15 protein-coding genes and 1 pseudogene are annotated in these 17997 nt (G+C 72.5%); 6 read left to right on the top strand and 10 right to left on the bottom strand.

Annotated elements, in window-relative coordinates; translation table 11 throughout:
• Positions 1 to 191 (bottom strand): FAD-dependent oxidoreductase (locus AC1DUQ_RS10615; protein ID WP_477073765.1); only part of this gene is annotated, 191 nt, incomplete at its 3' end.
• A gap of 58 nt (positions 192 to 249) precedes the next feature.
• Between AC1DUQ_RS10615 and AC1DUQ_RS10610 the strand changes: the two genes are divergently transcribed.
• Both AC1DUQ_RS10610 and AC1DUQ_RS10605 read left to right on the top strand, forming a co-directional pair.
• Positions 250 to 1089 (top strand): purine-nucleoside phosphorylase, encoded by an 840-nt coding sequence (locus tag AC1DUQ_RS10610; protein ID WP_477060325.1) that lies wholly within the window; start codon positions 250 to 252, stop codon positions 1087 to 1089.
• A gap of 36 nt (positions 1090 to 1125) precedes the next feature.
• A complete protein-coding gene (locus tag AC1DUQ_RS10605; protein WP_477060324.1) occupies positions 1126 to 2967 on the top strand; it encodes a phospho-sugar mutase in 1842 nt (613 codons plus the stop codon).
• Here the strand turns inward: AC1DUQ_RS10605 and AC1DUQ_RS10600 are convergent.
• Complete coding sequence (locus tag AC1DUQ_RS10600; protein ID WP_477073764.1) at positions 2964 to 5279, bottom strand: DUF6055 domain-containing protein; 2316 nt, start codon at positions 5277 to 5279, stop codon at positions 2964 to 2966. The two genes, AC1DUQ_RS10605 and AC1DUQ_RS10600, sit on opposite strands and share 4 nt — an antisense overlap.
• A gap of 235 nt (positions 5280 to 5514) precedes the next feature.
• On the opposite strand from AC1DUQ_RS10600, the gene AC1DUQ_RS10595 reads away from it, so the two are divergent.
• The 4 genes and pseudogenes from AC1DUQ_RS10595 to AC1DUQ_RS10580 all read left to right on the top strand — a co-directional run.
• Positions 5515 to 6492, top strand: coding sequence for a sugar-binding transcriptional regulator (locus AC1DUQ_RS10595; protein WP_477073763.1), 978 nt, complete (start codon positions 5515 to 5517; stop codon positions 6490 to 6492).
• The gene (deoC, locus tag AC1DUQ_RS10590) at positions 6489 to 7493 is read left to right on the top strand and encodes a deoxyribose-phosphate aldolase (RefSeq protein ID WP_477060321.1); all 1005 of its coding nucleotides are present in this window, start codon (positions 6489 to 6491) and stop codon (positions 7491 to 7493) included. Before AC1DUQ_RS10595 ends, deoC begins: the two co-directional genes overlap by 4 nt.
• Positions 7494 to 7503: 10 nt before the next feature.
• Positions 7504 to 9009 (top strand): aldehyde dehydrogenase family protein, encoded by a 1506-nt coding sequence (locus AC1DUQ_RS10585; RefSeq protein ID WP_477060320.1) that lies wholly within the window; start codon positions 7504 to 7506, stop codon positions 9007 to 9009.
• Positions 9006 to 9812 (top strand): annotated as a pseudogene (locus AC1DUQ_RS10580) (aldehyde dehydrogenase family protein); the annotation flags it as partial. The gene AC1DUQ_RS10585 and the pseudogene AC1DUQ_RS10580, both read left to right, overlap by 4 nt.
• Positions 9813 to 9835: 23 nt before the next feature.
• Here the strand turns inward: AC1DUQ_RS10580 and AC1DUQ_RS10575 are convergent.
• From AC1DUQ_RS10575 to AC1DUQ_RS10540, 8 genes are all read right to left on the bottom strand, one after another.
• Entirely contained in the window at positions 9836 to 11005 is a 1170-nt protein-coding gene (locus AC1DUQ_RS10575; protein ID WP_477073762.1) for an adenosine deaminase, read from the bottom strand.
• 39 nt (positions 11006 to 11044) lie between these two features.
• Positions 11045 to 11272, bottom strand: a complete 228-nt coding sequence (locus AC1DUQ_RS10570) for a hypothetical protein (protein ID WP_477060317.1) — start codon at positions 11270 to 11272, stop codon at positions 11045 to 11047.
• A 38-nt stretch (positions 11273 to 11310) separates the two neighbouring features.
• A complete protein-coding gene (locus AC1DUQ_RS10565; protein WP_477060316.1) occupies positions 11311 to 12606 on the bottom strand; it encodes a thymidine phosphorylase in 1296 nt (431 codons plus the stop codon).
• On the bottom strand, positions 12603 to 12998 hold the full coding sequence (locus tag AC1DUQ_RS10560; RefSeq protein WP_477060315.1) for a cytidine deaminase: 396 nt from the start codon (positions 12996 to 12998) through the stop codon (positions 12603 to 12605). The genes AC1DUQ_RS10565 and AC1DUQ_RS10560 overlap by 4 nt, the downstream gene beginning before the upstream one ends.
• Before the next feature lie 9 nt (positions 12999 to 13007).
• The gene (locus AC1DUQ_RS10555; protein ID WP_477060314.1) at positions 13008 to 14303 is read right to left on the bottom strand and encodes an ABC transporter permease; all 1296 of its coding nucleotides are present in this window, start codon (positions 14301 to 14303) and stop codon (positions 13008 to 13010) included.
• The gene (locus AC1DUQ_RS10550) at positions 14300 to 15589 is read right to left on the bottom strand and encodes an ABC transporter permease (RefSeq protein ID WP_477060313.1); all 1290 of its coding nucleotides are present in this window, start codon (positions 15587 to 15589) and stop codon (positions 14300 to 14302) included. Before AC1DUQ_RS10550 ends, AC1DUQ_RS10555 begins: the two co-directional genes overlap by 4 nt.
• Positions 15586 to 17211, bottom strand: coding sequence for an ABC transporter ATP-binding protein (locus AC1DUQ_RS10545; RefSeq protein WP_477073761.1), 1626 nt, complete (start codon positions 17209 to 17211; stop codon positions 15586 to 15588). Before AC1DUQ_RS10545 ends, AC1DUQ_RS10550 begins: the two co-directional genes overlap by 4 nt.
• 138 nt (positions 17212 to 17349) lie before the next feature.
• Positions 17350 to 17997 (bottom strand): BMP family lipoprotein (locus AC1DUQ_RS10540; protein ID WP_477073760.1); only part of this gene is annotated, 648 nt, incomplete at its 5' end.

Below are 17997 nucleotides of genomic sequence, written 5' to 3'. Positions count from 1 at the left end.
GTCGCGATGAGGGTCTTGGACGGGACCACGTCGGTGAGCACGGCAGCGCCGCCCATGCCGGCCGCCTCGACGACGGTCACGTCCGCACCGAGCCGACGGCCGACGAGGGCCGCCTCGTAGCCTCCTGGTCCGCCGCCGATGATGACGACGCGGGGTGCGGCCGATTCCTGCGCGGGGGTGCTCACGGTCACCCATTCTGCCGGTCCGGCGGCGAGCGGCCAGGCGGGCGGGGGGCGTTAGCCTTCGACCATGAGCGACGTCACACCCGTCCCCGACCTCGACGACCCCGCGACCGACCCGTTCGACGTCGCCCGCGCCGCCGCCGCGTACATCGCCCAGGCGACCGGCGTGGAACGCCACCACGTCGCCCTCGTGCTCGGGTCGGGCTGGGGTGGCGCCGCCGAGCTGCTGGGCGAGACGGTCGCCGAGCTGCCCAGCCACGACGTCCCGGGCTTCGCCGCGCCGGCCGTCGTCGGGCACGTCGGCACCATCCGGTCGATCCGCATCGAGGGCACCGACCGCCACGCCCTGGTGCTCGGGTCCCGCACCCACCTGTACGAGGGCCGCGGGGTCCGGCGTGTGGTGCACGGGGTCCGGACCGCCGCCGCGGCGGGCGCGTCGACCGTGGTGCTCACCAACGGCTGCGGGGGGCTCAACCCCGCGTGGGGCCCCGGCACCCCGGTGCTCATCAGCGACCACCTCAACCTCACCGCCACCTCTCCGCTCGAGGGTGCGACGTTCGTCGACCTCACGGACCTCTACAGCGCACGGCTGCGCGGCGTCGCGCGGGAGGTGGACGCGTCGCTGGACGAGGGCGTCTACGTGCAGTTCCGCGGCCCGCACTACGAGACCCCCGCCGAGGTCCGGATGGCCGGGACGCTCGGCGGCGACCTGGTCGGCATGTCGACGACGATCGAGGCCATCGCCGCGCGGCACGCCGGTCTCGAGGTGCTCGGCATCTCCCTGGTCACCAACCTCGCGGCCGGCATCAGCGCGGAGCCCCTCTCCCACGAGGAGGTCCTCGAGGCCGGTCGCGCGGCCGGTCCGCGGATCAGCGACCTGCTCGCGCGGGTGGTCCGTCGCCTCTAGGTGCAGGAGGCCCCGCGGCTTGAGTACGTTGAGCCCATGACCGGCGACGACGCATGGGCAGGCCTCGAGGCGCGGGTACAGACGTGGATCGACGACGACCCCGACCCGCAGACCGCGCAGGAGCTGCGCGACCTGCTCGACCAGGCCCGCTCCGCACCCCCGGCGATCACGCCCGGGTACGAGCCCGACCCCACGCAGCGCCAGGCGCTCGACGCACGCTCCGCCGCCCGCGAGGAGCTGGCTGACCGGTTCACCGGTCTCCTGCAGTTCGGCACCGCCGGTCTGCGCGGCCGGCTCGGGGGCGGACCGCACCGGATGAACCGCGCGGTCGTCATCCGCGCCGCGTCCGGGCTGGCCGACTACCTGCTGGGCGAGCTCGACGGGGTGAGCCCCCGCCCGCGCGTGGTCATCGGGTACGACGCCCGGCACAAGTCCGTCGACTTCGCGCGCGACTCGGCAGCGGTCCTCACGGCCGTCGGCATCGAGGTGCTGGTCCTGCCGTCGGCGCTGCCCACGCCCGTGCTGGCGTTCGCGGTCCGCCACCTCGGCGCCGACGCCGGGATCATGGTCACCGCATCCCACAACCCGCCGCAGGACAACGGGTACAAGGTGTACCTGGGCGGCCGCGTGGTCACGGACTCCGGGCAGGGTGCGCAGATCGTGCCGCCCGCCGACGCGGCGATCGCGGCCGAGATCGCGCACGTGCCGTCCGTGGCGTCGGTGCCGCGTGCCGCGAGCGGCTGGACCGTGCTCGGCCCCGAGGTGCTCGACGCGTACGTGTCCTCGGCCGTCGCGCTGGCCCCCACGGACGACGCCACGCGCGCGGCCGCGAAGAACCTCCGCATCGTGCTCACCCCGCTGCACGGAGTCGGCGGCGCGGTGGCCCAACGGGTGCTCGCCGAGGCCGGCTTCACCGACGTGCTGGTGGTGCCCGAGCAGGCGGAGCCCGACGGCGACTTCCCGAGCATCGCGTTCCCCAACCCGGAGGAGCCCGGCGCCATCGACCTGGCGATCGGCCTGGCCAGCGACGAGGGCGCCGACCTGGTGATCGCCCTCGACCCGGACGCCGACCGCTGCGGCGTGGGCATCCAGGACCTGCGCCACCGGTCGTTCCGCGGCCCCGACACCGCGGAGGCGGAGGGCTGGCGCATCCTGCACGGCGACGAGACCGGGTCCCTGCTCGGGGCGCGCCTCGCGTCGGCCCCGCACCCGAACGGGTCCGCGTTCGCCAGCTCGATCGTCTCGTCGCGCCTGCTCGGCAAGATCGCGAGCGCCGCGGGCTACCGGCACGCGCAGACGCTCACGGGCTTCAAGTGGATCTCGCGCGTCGACAACCTGGTGTTCGGGTACGAGGAGGCGCTCGGCTACTGCGTGGACCCCGCGCACGTGCGCGACAAGGACGGGATCTCGGCGGCCGTGCTCGTCGCCGGCCTGGCCGCACGCCTCAAGGCAGAGGGACGCTCCCTCACGGACGCGCTCGACGACCTCGCCCGTGCGCACGGCCTGCACCTGACCGACCAGGTCTCCGCGCGGTTCGCCGACCTGTCGCAGATCGGCGCCACCGTGCAGCGGCTGCGCAACCGGCCACCGAGGTCGCTGGGAGGGTCCCGCGTCACCGAGGTCGTCGACCTGGCGGCGGGGACCGAGGACGACCGGGACGGCCTGCCTCCCACGGAGGGCCTGCGGCTGCTCACCGCGGACGGGACCCGCGTCATCGTCCGGCCGAGCGGGACCGAGCCCAAGGTGAAGTGCTACCTCGAGGTCATCCTCCCGCTCGACCCGGCGGCGGACCACAAGGCGGTCGGGCACGCGCGCGCGGAGGCTCGCACGCGGCTGGACGCCGTGGCGGCCGACGTGCGGACCGCGCTGGGCATCTAGCGCGTCCGGGTACAGCTGACGGCGGGGACCTGGAGGCCCGAGTCACCGGGCGCTGTGAGGTGGAACCCGAACGACGCGGAGTCTCCCTCGCGCAGGGTGCCGTTGTAGCTCATGTTCTCCGCGGTCACCTGGGATCCGCTGACGCCCACCCGGGCGTTCCAGACGGAGGTGATCTGCCCACCCGCCGGGAGCGCCCAGGTGACCGCCCAGCCCTCCACGCCGGTGCTTCCCGCGGTGACCACGACCTGCGCCTGGAACCAGTTCTGCCCCTCCGAGGTCCAGTGATTGGTGACCGTGTAGGCCGCCGTGCACGCGCTCGCCGGCATCGGCTCCGGCGGTTCGACGCCGCCCTCCGTCGGGCCGGGGGGCGGGCTGACGGCGGGCGGCGGCACCACCGGGGTCCTGGTCGGAGCGGGCGTCGGGGTCGGCGTCGCGGACGGTTCGGTCGTGGGTGTGGGCGTGGGGGTGGGCTGAGGTGCGTTCTTGAGGGTCAGGTCAGCGGCGGTGAACGGCGTCGGGGACGGGTTGACGTCCGGCACGCTGGTCCGCCCGTCGCACCAGCGCGCGGGATCGAAGCTGGTGTAGGACCCGGAGGTGCAGGAGAAGTCGACGGCCGCGTCGCCTCCCACGAGCACGGTGCCACCGAGCCGCGCGGACGAGCGGACGAGCGCGACGTCGCGCACGACAGCGCTCCCCTCGACCACCGCACCGGCCTGGACCCAGGCGCGGCCCTCGATCCGCGCGCCGCCCAGCACCTGCGCGTCCCCCCGCACCACGGCGTCCGGGCCGACGAAGGCGGTCGGGTCGACCGTCGCATCGTCGTCCACCCAGCCGCCTCCGTTCGCGTGCCGGTGACCGCCGTCCACGGGGGGATCCGCGGCGTCGTCGGCCACGCTCGCCCCGTGCACGCGGAACTCGTAGGGGTAGCGGGCGACCTCCCCGAACCCGGCGTCGGAGCCGCGCGCGTGGTGTTGCGTCGGCGTACCCACGACGACCAGGTACACCTCGCTCTCCCCGGCGCGGAGCGTGAGCTGCACCTCCTGGTCGAGGCTCTCGGTCACCGGGCTGTACCGGGGCACCCCGTTGCGCAGCACGACGAACCCGAAGCTCAGCCCGGCGTCGGGCGCGTCGTCGTGGCCGCGCAGGCGCAGGTGGATGTCGCGCACTCCCGCGTCCGGCTCGAGGCGGACGATCGTGAAGCCGTAGTCGGACGGTGCGAACCCGTCGAGCACGCGGTAGTGCCCCGGATCGCCGTCGACCGGCTCGACGGGGGTCGTCCGGTCCGCGAGCAGGACGGGGTCGAGGGCGTCGACCGTGGCGGCGATCGCGGTGCGGTCCGTGAAGTCCCACGTGACGGTGCGCAGCGCGTACTCGGCGACCCGCCGGTTCAGGTCCGCCTGCCCGAGGCCGGTGAGCCGCTGGTAGGTGCTCAGCGGATCCTCGCCCTCCTGCGCCTCGCGCCACATGTTCCCGAGCAGCTGCTCGCCGTCGCGCTCCGCCAGGTACTGCAGCAGCAGCCAGCCGCCGTCGCCCAGTCGGGGGCTCGCCCAGTGCAGCTGCGGGCTGCGCACCACGTCAGCAGGGTCCCCGATCCCGCCCGGCGCGGCCACGGTCGCCAGGTAGGCGGCGCTGGCGGACCAGAAGGTGGCGGCGTCGTCGGACGCGAACCCGCGACCGGGTGCGTCGAGGGACGCGAAGCCCTGCACCACCTCGGCGAAGCCGCGGGCGAGCTCCCACGACGGGTCGAACTCCGAGCCGCCCGCGGGCTCGGGCTCACCGGTGGAGGGTGCCGTCGCGGACTCGTGCCCCCGCGCGGTCAGGGACGGCACGTCGACCCGGAGCAGCCCGACGCCGTCGGCCACCGAGCCTGTCGCGCCGCGCAGGGGTTGCGAGAGCCCGCCGACCGAGGGGACGACAACGTCGCTCGACGGCGCRCCGGGCCCGTCGGACCAGGTCCCGTCGACGACGACGACGACCTTGTGCCGAGCGATCGCCCCGTCCTCGTCGACGACGCGCAGGTCGTGCACGTCGAGCGCGTACAGCGCGTCGAGCTGGGCGACGGCTCGGGCCGGGTCGAACCTCAGCTCCGCCGGCGCCGTCGTGGGGTCCGGGCCCGCCCGGTCTCCCCACGCGAGGACGACGTCCTGGCCCTCGCGGACATGAGCACGCTTCCACGACTCGGTCCACGCGGCCGGGACCACGAGGGTCTTGTCGGAGCGGAGGTGTCGCAGGGTCGTGGCGGTCCCCACGCCGGCCAGGAGGGCGACCAGGACCACGACGGCGACGATCCCGCCGCGTCCCCATCGCCCCATCCGTGCTCGTCCCCTCGCCGTGACGCACGCCGTGTGCGCGCACCCGAGGACTCGGGCCCGCCGGACGGCCGCCCCACTGTCGCCGACCGCCCCGGTCGAGTCAATTGGGGGCAGAAGTACCGAACGGGTGATTCTGCCGGCCGGGATCGCTGCCTGCTCTTTTGAGCAAAGATCGCAACAGGTGTTGCAGGGCCCGGTGCCCGTGCCTACCCTGGGACGACATGAGAGGAACGGGATGATCGAGTCGGACGAGCTGCTGTCCATCCGCGCGGCCGAGCTGTACTACGAGGAGGACAAGACCCAGGACGAGATCGGGTCGATCCTCACGCTCACCCGCTGGAAGGTCGGACGACTGCTCGCGCAGGCCAAGGCGAGCGGGTTCATCCGCATCGAGATCGTCCACCCCCGCGCCCGCCGCCTGCCGGTCGAGCGCCGGCTGCGCGAGACCTGCGGGCTCACCGACGCGATCGTGGTGTCCACGGCGGGCGTCGACGACCAGGACGAGCTCCAGGTGCGCACCGCCCAGGCTGCGGCCGACTACCTGGCCTCGCTGCGGCCGGCCCCGCGCACGCTCGGGATCAGCTGGGGCCGCACGCTCGACGACGTCGCCCGGCACCTCCAGGACGGCTGGGCCGCGGGGGTGGACGTCGTCCAGATCAACGGGGGCGTCAGCCTGAACCGGCGCGCCGGCACCGCCGCGTCCACCGCCGTGACCATGGCGCAGAAGGCGGGCGGCCACGCCACCCTGCTGCCGAGCCCTGCGATCCTCGAACGGCTGGAGACCAAGCAGGCCATCGAGTCCGACCGCGCCGTCGCCGCCGKCCTCGACCTGGCGTCCGGCGCCGACGCCTACCTGTTCAGCGCCGGGGCGGCCGATGCCGGCTCCGTGCTCGTCGACAGCGGCTACCTCACCCCCGACGACATCGCCGGGCTCGTCCGCGCAGGCGCGGTCGGTGATGTCGTCGGCCGGTACGTCGACGGCTCCGGCGCCATCGTCGACCCGCGGCTCGACGAGCGGACCGTCGGCCTGTCGCTGGAGCGCCTGCGCGCCGCGCAGCTCAGCATCGCGGTCGTCGCGGGGGCGGCCAAGCACGCCGTCGCGAGCGCCGTCGTCAGCAGCGGCCTGTGCACCGTCCTCGTCACCGACGAGGACACGGCCCTGCACCTCATCGAGAACCACCCATCGGTCCAGGACAGCGAGGAACCCGCATGACAGGCACCCAGATCGTCCCCGGGGAGCGCGCCATCGCGCTCCTGGGCGGCGAAGCGAACGACGCCAACCTGCGTCGCTACCTGCACGGCATCCCCGGCGTCGACGCCGTCGGACTGGAGCAGCGGGCCGCGGGGCTCGGCACACGCTCCATCAAGACGACCTCCAAGGCGTGGGCGCTCGACCGGATCATCGGGCTCATCGACCTGACCACCCTCGAGGGCGCCGACACACCGGGCAAGGTGCGCTCGCTCGTCGCCAAGGCGGTCACCCCGGACCCGTCCGACCCCGGCTGCCCCCGCGTCGCCGCGGTGTGCGTGTACGGCGACATGGTGGGCCACGCGGTCCAAGCGCTGGGCTCCGCGCACGGCGACCCAGACCAGGGCAAGATCGCCGTCGCGGCGGTCGCCACGGCGTTCCCGAGCGGCCGCGCGTCGCGGTCGATCAAGCTCGAGGACACCGCCGACGCGGTCGCCGCGGGCGCCGACGAGATCGACATGGTCATCGACCGCGGGGCGTTCCTCGCGGGGCGGTACGGCCAGGTGTACGACGAGATCATCGCCGTGAAGGAAGCCTGCCGCCGCGCCGACGGGACCTCCGCGCACCTCAAGATCATCCTCGAGACCGGCGAGCTGAACACCTACGACAACGTCCGCCGGGCGTCGTGGCTGGGGATCCTCGCGGGTGGCGACTTCATCAAGACGTCCACGGGCAAGGTGTCCCCGGCGGCCACGCTGCCCGTGACCCTGCTCATGCTCGAGGTCGTGCGCGACTGGCACCGGCTCAGCGGCGAGAAGGTCGGCGTCAAGCCCGCCGGCGGCATCCGCACGTCCAAGGACGCSATCAAGTACCTSGTSACCGTCGCCGAGACCGTCGGGGAGGAGTGGCTGACGCCGCACCTGTTCCGGTTCGGCGCCTCCAGCCTGCTCAACGACGTGCTGATGCAGCGGCAGAAGATGACGACCGGGCACTACGCCGGTCCTGACTACGTGACGATCGACTGAAGGGCCACTGATGTCATTCCTCGAGTACGCCCCGGCCCCCGAGTCGCAGGCGATCCTGAACCTGCGCAGCGAGTACGGCCTCTTCATCGACGGTGAGTTCCGCGAGGGGCACGGCACGCCGTTCGCCTCCATCTCGCCGGCCACCGAGAAGCACATCGCGACGATCTCGACCGCTGACGCGGCGGACGTCGACGCCGCCGTGGCCGCCGCGCGCCGCGCCTACGACCGCACCTGGTCGCGCATGTCCGGTGCCGACCGCGGCAAGTACCTGTTCCGGATCGCCCGCCTGGTCCAGGAGCGCAGCCGCGAGCTCGCCGTGGCGGAGAGCCTCGACAACGGCAAGCCGATCAAGGAGAGCCGGGACGTCGACGTGCCGCTGGTCGCGGCCTGGTTCTTCTACTACGCCGGCTGGGCCGACAAGCTCGACCACGCCGGCCTCGGCGCCAACCCCGCGTCCCTCGGTGTCGCCGCGCAGGTCATCCCGTGGAACTTCCCGCTCCTCATGCTCGCGTGGAAGATCGCTCCGGCGCTCGCCGCCGGCAACACCGTCGTCCTCAAGCCGGCCGAGACCACCTCGCTGACCGCGCTGCTGTTCGCGGAGATCGTGCAGCAGGCCGACCTGCCGCCGGGGGTCGTCAACATCATCACGGGTGCGGGCGCCACGGGCGTCGCGCTGGTCGGGCACGACGACGTGAACGCGGTCGCGTTCACCGGGTCGACGCCCGTCGGGCGGGCGATCGCCAAGTCCGTCGCCGGCACGCACAAGAAGGTGACGCTCGAGCTGGGCGGCAAGGCGGCGAACATCGTGTTCGACGACGCCCCGATCGACCAGGCCATCGAGGGCATCGTCAACGGCATCTTCTTCAACCAGGGTCACGTCTGCTGCGCGGGCAGCCGGCTGCTGGTGCAGGAGTCGATCCACGACGAGGTCGTCGACCGGCTCAAGGCCCGGCTGTCCACCCTGCGCCTCGGTGACCCGCTGGACAAGAACACCGACATCGGCGCCATCAACAGCGCCGCGCAGCTGGACCGCATCCGGTCGCTGAGCGACATCGGCGAGGCCGAGGGTGCCGAGCGCTGGACGGCCGAGTGCACCATCCCGGAGAACGGGTTCTGGTTCGCGCCGACCATCTTCACCAACGTGTCCACCAGCCACCGGATCGCCCAGGAGGAGGTCTTCGGGCCGGTCCTGTCCGTGCTGACGTTCCGCACCCCGGCGGAGGCGATCGCCAAGGCGAACAACACCCCGTTCGGCCTGTCCGCGGGCATCTGGTCCGACAAGGGCAGCCGCATCCTGGCCGTCGCCGACAAGCTCCGCGCCGGCGTGATCTGGGCCAACACGTTCAACCGGTTCGACCCCGCCAGCCCGTTCGGTGGGTACAAGGAGTCCGGCTACGGACGCGAGGGTGGCCGCCACGGCATCGCCTCGTACCTGACGAGCGGTACGGCCGCTCGGCCCGCGGTCGCTGCTGCCGCCACGAAGCCCAAGACCGTCACCAAGGGAGCCACCAAGTGACCCGCCTCGCCGTGCCCAAGACCTACAAGCTGTACATCGGTGGGGCGTTCCCGCGCAGCGAGTCGGGTCGGACGTACGAGATCGTCAGCGCCAAGGGCGCGTTCCTCGCCAACGCGTCGAAGGCGTCCCGCAAGGACGCGCGGGACGCGGTCGTCGCCGCCCGTGCCGCCGTCGGGGGCTGGTCGGGTGCGACCGCGTACAACCGCGCCCAGGTGCTCTACCGCGTCGCCGAGATCCTCGAGGGCCGGCGTGCGCAGTTCGTCGCCGAGATCGTCGATGCCGAGGGCGTCTCCACCGCAGTCGCGACCGCCCAGGTCGACACCGCGATCGACCGCTGGGTCTGGTACGCCGGTTGGGCCGACAAGTACGCGCAGGTGGCCGGCAACGCCAACCCCGTCGCGGGGCCGTACTTCAACATCTCGGTCCCGGAGCCCACGGGAGTGGTCGCGATCATCGCCCCCCAGGACTCGTCGCTGCTCGGGCTGGTCTCCGCGGTGGCCCCGGCCCTCGTCTCCGGCAACACGGTCGTCGTGGTGGCCTCCGAGAAGCTCCCCCTGTCGGCGATCAGCCTGTCCGAGGTGCTCGCCACGAGCGACGTGCCCAAGGGCGTCGTCAACGTGCTCACCGGGTCGCCCGCCGAGATCGCGCCCTGGCTCGCCAGCCACCAGGACGTCAACGCGCTCGACCTGGTGGGCGCCGGCGCCCTGGACTGGGTGGACCTGCAGATCGCGGCGGCGGACACCCTCAAGCGCGTCCTCCCGCCGGAGAACGGCCCGGACGCGGCGGCGCCGACGCTCGGCCGCTCGGGTGCGGGCCGTCGGGCTGCTCAGGCGCGGTGGCGTCCGCCGCGGGCCGCCACGTACGCGGGCCGGATGACCTGGTCGATCAGGGCGGACCGCTCGTCGTGGTGCAGGAACGAGTGCGCGGCGGCGGTGACCGCCACGTCGCGCAGGTCGACCAGGTCCCAACCGGCCTCCTCGACCAGGAGCGTGAGCTCGCGGGTCATCGAGGTGCCCGACTGCAGGCGGTTGTCGGTGTTCACCGTGACGGCGAAGCCCAGGTTCCGCAGCCGCGTGACGGGGTGCGCGGCCACGGACTCCGCGGCACCGGTCTGCACGTTGGACGACGGGCACAGCTCCRGCGGGATGCGCCGGTCGCGCACCCAGTGCGCGAGGGGGCCGAGCTTGTCGCCCAGCTCGTCGGCGGTCACGTCCTCGATGAGCCGGACGCCGTGGCCGATCCGGCAGGCGTGGGCGACGTGCACGGCCTCGGCGATCGACTCGACCCCGGCCGCCTCGCCGGCGTGCACGGTCGCGGGGAAGTCGGCGTTCGCGAGCGTGTCGAACGCGGACGCCTGGCGTGAGGGCGGGAAGCCCGCCTCGGCACCGGCGATGTCGAAGCCGACCACCCCGTTGTCGCGGTTCTCCAGGGCGAGAGCCGCGATCTCGTCCCCGCGGTCGGCGTGCCGCATCGCGGTGATGAGGGTGCCGATCCGGATCGAGCGGCCCTGCGACGCAGCCTCGGCGATCCCCTCGGCGAACCCGGCCTGCACGGCGTCGACCACCTGCTGGAGCGAGAGCCCCTTGCTCAGGTGCTGCTCGGGCGCGTACCGCTGCTCGGCGTACACCACCCCGTCGGCGGCCAGGTCGAGCACGGACTCGCGCGCGACCCGGCGCAGCCCGTCCTCCGTCTGCATGACCGCGACCGTGTGGTCGAACGTCTCGAGGTAGCGCTCCAGCGTCCCCGAGCTCGCAGCCTCGACGAACCAGCGCCCGAGCTCGTCGGGGTCGGTCGCGGGCAGCTCGTACCCGATCTCGGCCGCGAGCTCGATGATCGTCGCCGGGCGCAGCCCACCGTCCAGGTGGTCGTGCAGCACGACCTTCGGAAGGCTCGGGATGAGCGCGACGAGCGCGGAGGTGGCGTCGGCCTCGGACGACTCGGACGAAGCGGGCACGTCAGCGGTCGCAGCCGCCGAGGGCTCGGAGGGGGAGGTCATGCGCTCACCGTACCGGGACGGCCGTTCCTGAGCAGGCTGTCAACTCTCGGCGCCGTCGTCCTCGGGCACCTCGGTGTCCTGCTCCACCACGTCGGCCTCGTCCGCACGCCCATCCCGGTCCGCCCGGGCGAACCCCGGCTCGTACTCCTCCGGGTCGGTCGTGTCCGCGTCGTCGGACGTCTCGTCGGCGAGGCTGCGCGGCCCGTCCGGGTCCACCGGCACCAGGCCGGCATCCCGCCAGGCTTCGTTCCCGGGCACGGTGCTCATCACCCCATCCTGCCCCCGCCGCAGCGCCTCCGCGAGGGTCAGGCGTCGATGCGGTCGATCACCAGCGGGCGCTCGGGCACGGCAGTCCCGGCGGGTGCGACGACGACCTTGCCGACGAGCGCCTCGCGCGCCCGCCCGAACCGCTCGGGCGTGTCGGTGTGCAGCGTCAGCAGCGGCTGCCCGGCCCGCACGACGTCCCCGGGCTTGGCGTGCAGCTCGACACCGGCGCCCGCTTGCACCGGGTCCTCCTTGCGCGCGCGTCCCGCCCCGAGCCGCCACGCGGCGATCCCGACCGCGTAGGCGTCGAGCTCCGTGAGCACGCCGTCGGACTCCGCCAGCACCTGCTCGGTCTCGCGGGCCACCGGCAGGATCGCGTCCGGGTCGCCGCCCTGGGCCGCGATCATGCGCTTCCACGCATCCATCGCGCGGCCGTCGGCCAGTGCCGCCGCGACGTCCTCACCGGGGCGTCCCGCGGCGTCGAGCATCTCGCGCGCCAGCGCCACCGTGAGCTCGACGACGTCGGCCGGTCCCCCGCCGGCCAGCACGTCGACCGACTCCCGGACCTCGAGCGCGTTGCCGGCCGTGAGCCCGAGCGGCGTCGACATGTCGGTGAGCAGCGCGACGGTCTTCACGCCGGCGTCCGTGCCGAGCGCGACCATCGTGCGGGCCAGCTCGCGGGCGCGGTCGACGTCCTTCATGAACGCGCCGGAGCCCACCTTCACGTCGAGCACGAGCGCACCCGTGCCCTCCGCGATCTTCTTGCTCATGATCGAGCTGGCGATCAGCGGGATGGCCTCGACCGTGCCGGTGACGTCGCGCAGCGCGTACAGCTTGCGGTCGGCGGGTGCGAGGCCCGAGCCGGCCTGGCAGATGACCGCGCCGACGTCGTCGAGCTGGGCCATCATCTCCTCGTTGCTCAGGGCGGCCCGCCAGCCGGGGATGGACTCGAGCTTGTCCAGCGTCCCGCCGGTGTGGCCCAGCCCGCGGCCCGACAGCTGCGGCACCGCGACGCCGAACACCGCGACGAGCGGCGCGAGCGGCAACGTGATCTTGTCTCCCACGCCGCCGGTCGAGTGCTTGTCCGCGGTCGGGCGCGACAGCCCCGAGAAGTCCATCCGCTCGCCGCTGGCGATCATCGCGGCGGTCCACCGGGCGATCTCCGCGCGGTCCATCCCGTTGAGCAGGATCGCCATGTTGAGCGCCGACATCTGCTCCTCGGCCACCACGCCGCGGGTGTACGCGTCGATGACCCAGTCGATCTCCGCGTCGCTCAGGCGGTGCCCGTCACGCTTGGTGACGATGACGTCGACGGCGTCGAATGCCTCGGTGCTCATTCCCGTTCCTCCAGGTCGGCGGGCCCGAACGCGTCCGGGAGCACCTCGGTCATCGGCTTGATGCCGTGCGTGGTCTCCACCAGCAGCCGGGCTCCCCCGTGCTCCCAGAGCAGCTGCCGGCACCGGCCGCAGGGCATGAGGACGTTCCCGTGCTTGTCCACGCACGTGAACGCGACCAGCCGCCCGCCGCCCGAGACGTGCAGGCCGGAGACCAGCGCGCACTCGGCGCAGAGCGTCACGCCGTACGACGCGTTCTCCACGTTGCAGCCGACGACCACACGACCGTCGTCCACCAGCGCGGCGGCACCGACCTGGAAGTCCGAGTACGGCGCGTACGCCTTGTGCATGACCTCGGTGGCGGCGGAACGCAGGGCGTCCCAGTCGATCTCCACGTTCTCAGCTCACTTCGTGTAGGGGATGCCCTCGGCGGCCGGCGGGCGCACGCGTCCGACCAGCCCCGCGACGGCGAAGATGGTCACGATGTACGGCGTCATCAGCATGATCTGGCTGGGGATGGGCGTCTGGATGATGCTCAGCTGCAGCTGCAGGTTGTTGGCGAACCCGAACAGCAGGGCCGCCGCCAGCGCACCCTTGGGGCTCCAGCGGCCCAGGATCATGGCGGCGAGCGCGATGTACCCCTTGCCGTTGGTCATCTCCTTGCCGAACGCGAGCCCCGCGGCCACCGTGAAGAACGCGCCACCGAGACCGGCGACCGCGCCGCCCAGCACGGTGGAGCGCAGCCGCGTGCGGTTGACCTTGATGCCGACCGTGTCCGCGGCCTTCGGGTGCTCGCCGACGGAGCGCAGGCGCAGGCCCCAGCGGGACCGGAACACCATGATCTGCAGCACGATCACGACGACGTACATGATGTAGACGAGCGCGGTCTGGCGAAACAGCACCGGGCCGATGATCGGGATCTGCGAGAGCACGGGGATGCTGATGACGGGCAGGCCCGGAGGGTTGTTCCAGGTGTCGGGGTTCTCCTTGAGCACGGTGGAGAACAGGTAGCTCGTCACGCCGATGACCAGCACGTTGAGCACCACGCCGACGATGATCTGGTTGACCACGTACTTGATGGAGAAGAGCACCAGCAGCAGCCCGACGAGCGCACCGGCGATGGGCGCCGCGATGAGCCCCGCGTACGCGCTGCCGGTCAGGGTGGCGACGACCGCGGCGAGGAACGCCCCGCCGAGCAGCTGACCCTCGATGGCGATGTTGATGATGCCCGAGCGCTCGCACAGCAGACCTGCGAGGGCGCCGAACACCAGCGGGATCGCCAGGAACAGGGAGCCCTGCAGCAGGCCCGTGAGCGGCAGCGCGCTGTCCTTGCCGGCGACCGCCCAGACGAGGAACGCGAAGACCATGAGCACGCCGTACGTGATCGGCAGCCAGACGCCGGCCTTCTCACGCCGGCGGGTCTCGTAGAACGACACGCCAGCAAGAGCCAGCGCGCCGAGGCACAGGATGATCGCGGTGAGCTTCGAGGGCACCGAGAACGGCGTGAACTGGACGAAGTCGCGCGACGTGGAGATGCCGAACGTGCTCGTCTCCCCGCTGGGGCCGAGCAGACCGAAGACGACGAGCCCGAACAGGGCGACGACCCCGTAGGCGATCGGCGCGTGCCACCGGATGGGGGGCAGGACCTGCGGGGAGGCGGGGCGTGCCGACGCCGGGGCGTCGATCGTGGGGGCGCTCACGCGCTGACCTCCTTCGCGGTGACGGGCACGACGGGCTTCGGTGCGCGGGGCACACCCGGCGAGGGCAGCCGGAACACCGACCGCACCAGCGGCGGGGCCGCGATGAACAGGACGATGAGCGACTGCACGACGAGCACGATGTCGATGGGCGTCCCGGTACGCGCCTGCATGACCACGCCGCCGGCGCGCAACGCGCCGAACAGGATGCCGGCGAGCACCGTGCCGAGCGGCTTGGACCGACCGAGCAGGGCGACCGTGATGGCGTCGAACCCGTAGCTCGCCGCGACGCCGGCCGTGAGGACCCGCTCCGTGCCGAGCACCTGCGCCGAGCCCGCGAGACCCGCGAACGCACCGGCCGTGAGCATGACCCACACGTAGGTCGCGTTCACCGAGATGCCGGCGGTGCGCGCCGCGTGCGGGTTGGAGCCCACGGCACGGAACCGGAAGCCGATGGTCGAGCGCTCCATGAGCCACCACGTGAACACCGCGGCGGCGATGGCCACCAGGAAGCCGGCGTGCAGGCGGTACCCGCTGCCGAGCAGCAGGGGGTATACCGCGCTGTCGGGGATCGGCGGACTGACCGGGTTGTTGCTGCCCGGGCGCTGGAACGCGTCGAGGCTCAGCAGGTACGCGACCAGGTAGATCGCGATGTTGTTGAGCATGATCGTCACGATGACCTCGTGCGCGCCGGTGCGTGCCTTGAGCACACCGGCGATGCCCGCCCACAGCGCACCACCGAGCGCGGCGCCGATGACGCAGAGCAGCAGGTGCAGCACCGGCGGCAGGTCGAACGTGAAGCCGATGAACCCGGCGAAGATCCCACCGAGGATGATCTGGCCCTGGGCGCCGATGTTGAACAGGCCGGCGCGGAAGCCGATGCCCAGGCCGAGACCGGCCAGGATGAGCGGCGTCGCGACGGTCAGGGTCTCGGTGATGGGGCGGACCGCACGGCCCAGCTCCTCGGCGCGCGGGTCGAAGACCGCCCCGGCGAACAGGGCCGCGTAGGCCTCGGAGACGGCGGACCACGCTGCGGCGAGCAGGTCGCCCGGGCGTGAGAAGAAGTAGCCGGCCGCCTCCTGGACGGCCGCGTCCGCCGCGGCGATCAGCAAGCCGCCGATGAGGAGCGCGAGCACGACGGCGAGCACCGAGACGAGCCAGCTGCTCGTGAGCATCTCGTGCAGGATGCGGCGCCCGCCGTCCGGCTCCTCCGCCGGGGCGACGACGCCGGTCTGCCCGGGGGGCGGCACCTGCGCGTCGGGCAGCGGGGTGGGCGTCGGGCTGCTCACAGCTCCTCCTGGGGGGTTGCCGTGTCAGCGGCTGTCGTGGTCGGTGCGGGTGCGGGCGGGGCGGCCTCGAGATCGGCCCCGCCGAGCGCCGTGTGGTGCTCGGCGGCCTGGCGCACGGCCTCGTCCTCCGGCACGCCCGCCATCATCAGGCCCAGCACGTCGCGGTCGGTCCCACCCGGGACGTCCCCGACGACGCGGCCGCGGTACATGACCAGGATCCGGTCGGCGAGCGCCAGGACCTCGTCCAGCTCGGTCGACACGATGATCACCGGGGTGCCGTTGTCGCGCTCCTGGACGATCCGGGTGTGCACGAACTCGATGGAGCCGACGTCGAGGCCTCGGGTGGGCTGCGACGCGATGAGCAGGCGCAGCGGCCGTGACATCTCCCGCGCCAGCACGACCTTCTGCTGGTTGCCGCCGGACAGGGTGCTCGCGTGCGCGTCGATCGACCCGGTGCGGACGTCGAACTCGGCGATCCGCCTGTCGGCGTTCTCCCGCACGGCCGCGGGCCGCAGCGCGACGCCTCGGGCGAACGGCTCGTAGCGGTGCAGGTCGAGGATGAGGTTCTCCGCGATGGAGAAGTCGGCGATGACGCCGTCGGTCGACCGGTCCTCCGGGACGAACCCGACGCCGGCATGGAGCACGTCCCGCACCGAGCGGCCGACCAGCTCGACGCCGTCCAGCTGCACCGACCCGGCGACCGGCGACTGCAGGCCCAGCATCACCTCGGTGAGCTCGGTCTGACCGTTGCCCTGCACGCCTGCGATCGCCAGGATCTCGCCGCGGGCGACGTCGAACGAGACGTCGTCGACCTGCCGGATGCCCGCCTCGTCGATGACCGTGAGGTTGCGCACCTGCACGGTGGCCTCGCCCGGCACGGCGACGGAGCGGTCGACGCCCAGGTCGACCGAGCGGCCGACCATGAGGGACGCGAGCTCGGTCTCCGACGTCGAGGGCTCCGCGGTGCCGACGACCTTGCCCCGGCGGATGATCGTGATGCGGTCCGCGACCGCGCGCACCTCACGCAGCTTGTGCGTGATGAAGACGATCGAGGTCCCCGACTCCTTGAGCTGGCGCATGATCCCGATGAGCTCGTCGGTCTCCTGCGGCGTGAGCACGGCGGTGGGCTCGTCGAGGATGAGGACCTTCGCGTGGCGGGAGAGCGCCTTGATGATCTCCACGCGCTGCTGGACACCGACGGGCAGGTCCTCGATGTACGCGTCGGGGTCGACGTGGAACCCGAACTGGTCGGAGATCTCCTTGACCCGGCGGCGTGCCTCGGGAAGGTCGATCAGGCCGGCGCCGCGCACGGGCTCGTGGCCGAGCACCACGTTCTCCGCGACGGTGAAGACCGGGACGAGCATGAAGTGCTGGTGGACCATGCCGATCCCGGCGGCYATCGCGTCACCGGGCCCGACGAACCTCACGGGCACGTCGTCGACGAGGATCTGGCCGTCGTCGGGGTCGTACAGGCCGTACAGCACGTTCATCAGCGTGCTCTTGCCGGCGCCGTTCTCGCCCAGCAGGGCGTGGATCTCGCCGGGCTCGACCACGAGGTCGATGTGGTCGTTGGCGACCAACGGCCCGAAGGTCTTGGTGATGCCCTGCAGCTCCAGCTTCACCGGTGGTCTCCTTCGACGTCACGAGCGTTCCTAGACACTACTCATCTGCGTGGCGCGGGTGCGCCGGACAGGCCGACGGCCCGGGCATCTCGCCCGGGCCGTCGTGCTGTGTTCGTGCGTGCTTCGTCCTGCGTCAGATCACTTCGGGGAGGCGTCGGACTCGACGACGATGTCACCGGAGATGATCGCCGCCTTGAGCTCGTCGACCTTGGTGACGACGTCCGCGGGGACCTTCGACTCGAAGTCGTGGAACGGCGCCAGGCCGAGGCCCTCGTTCTCCAGCGTGCCGACGTACGGGTCGGAGCTGAAGCTGCCGTCGACGGCCTCGCTGATCGTGTCGAAGACGGCCGGGCCGATCTCCTTCATGACCGAGGTGAGGACGAGGGAGCCGTACTCCGTGGTCTCGAACCAGTCGGCGTCGACGCCGATGATCGCGACGTTGCCGGCCGTCTGCGCGACGGACGCGGTGCCCAGTCCGACCGGACCGGCGACGGGCATGATGATGTCCGCGCCCTGGTCGATGAACGACTGGCCGATGTTCTTGCCGTCGTCCTGGCTGTCGAAGTTGCCGGCGAAGACGCCGGTCTGCGCGGCCTTGTCCCAGCCGAGGAGCTGGACGGAGCCGCCGTTGTCCTCGTTGAACTTGGCGACGCCGTCGGCGAAGCCGTCCATGAAGATGGTGACGGACGGGATCTGGATGCCACCGAAGGTCGCGACCTTGCCGGTGGTCGTCGTCGCCGCGGCGACGTAGCCGGCGAGGTAGGCCGCCTGCGCGGTGTCGAACAG

Source organism: Cellulomonas sp. P4_B5_2 (assembly GCF_056402235.1).
The sequence above is the reverse complement of the archived record's forward strand: the minus strand, read 5'-3'. Positions and strand labels throughout refer to the sequence as shown.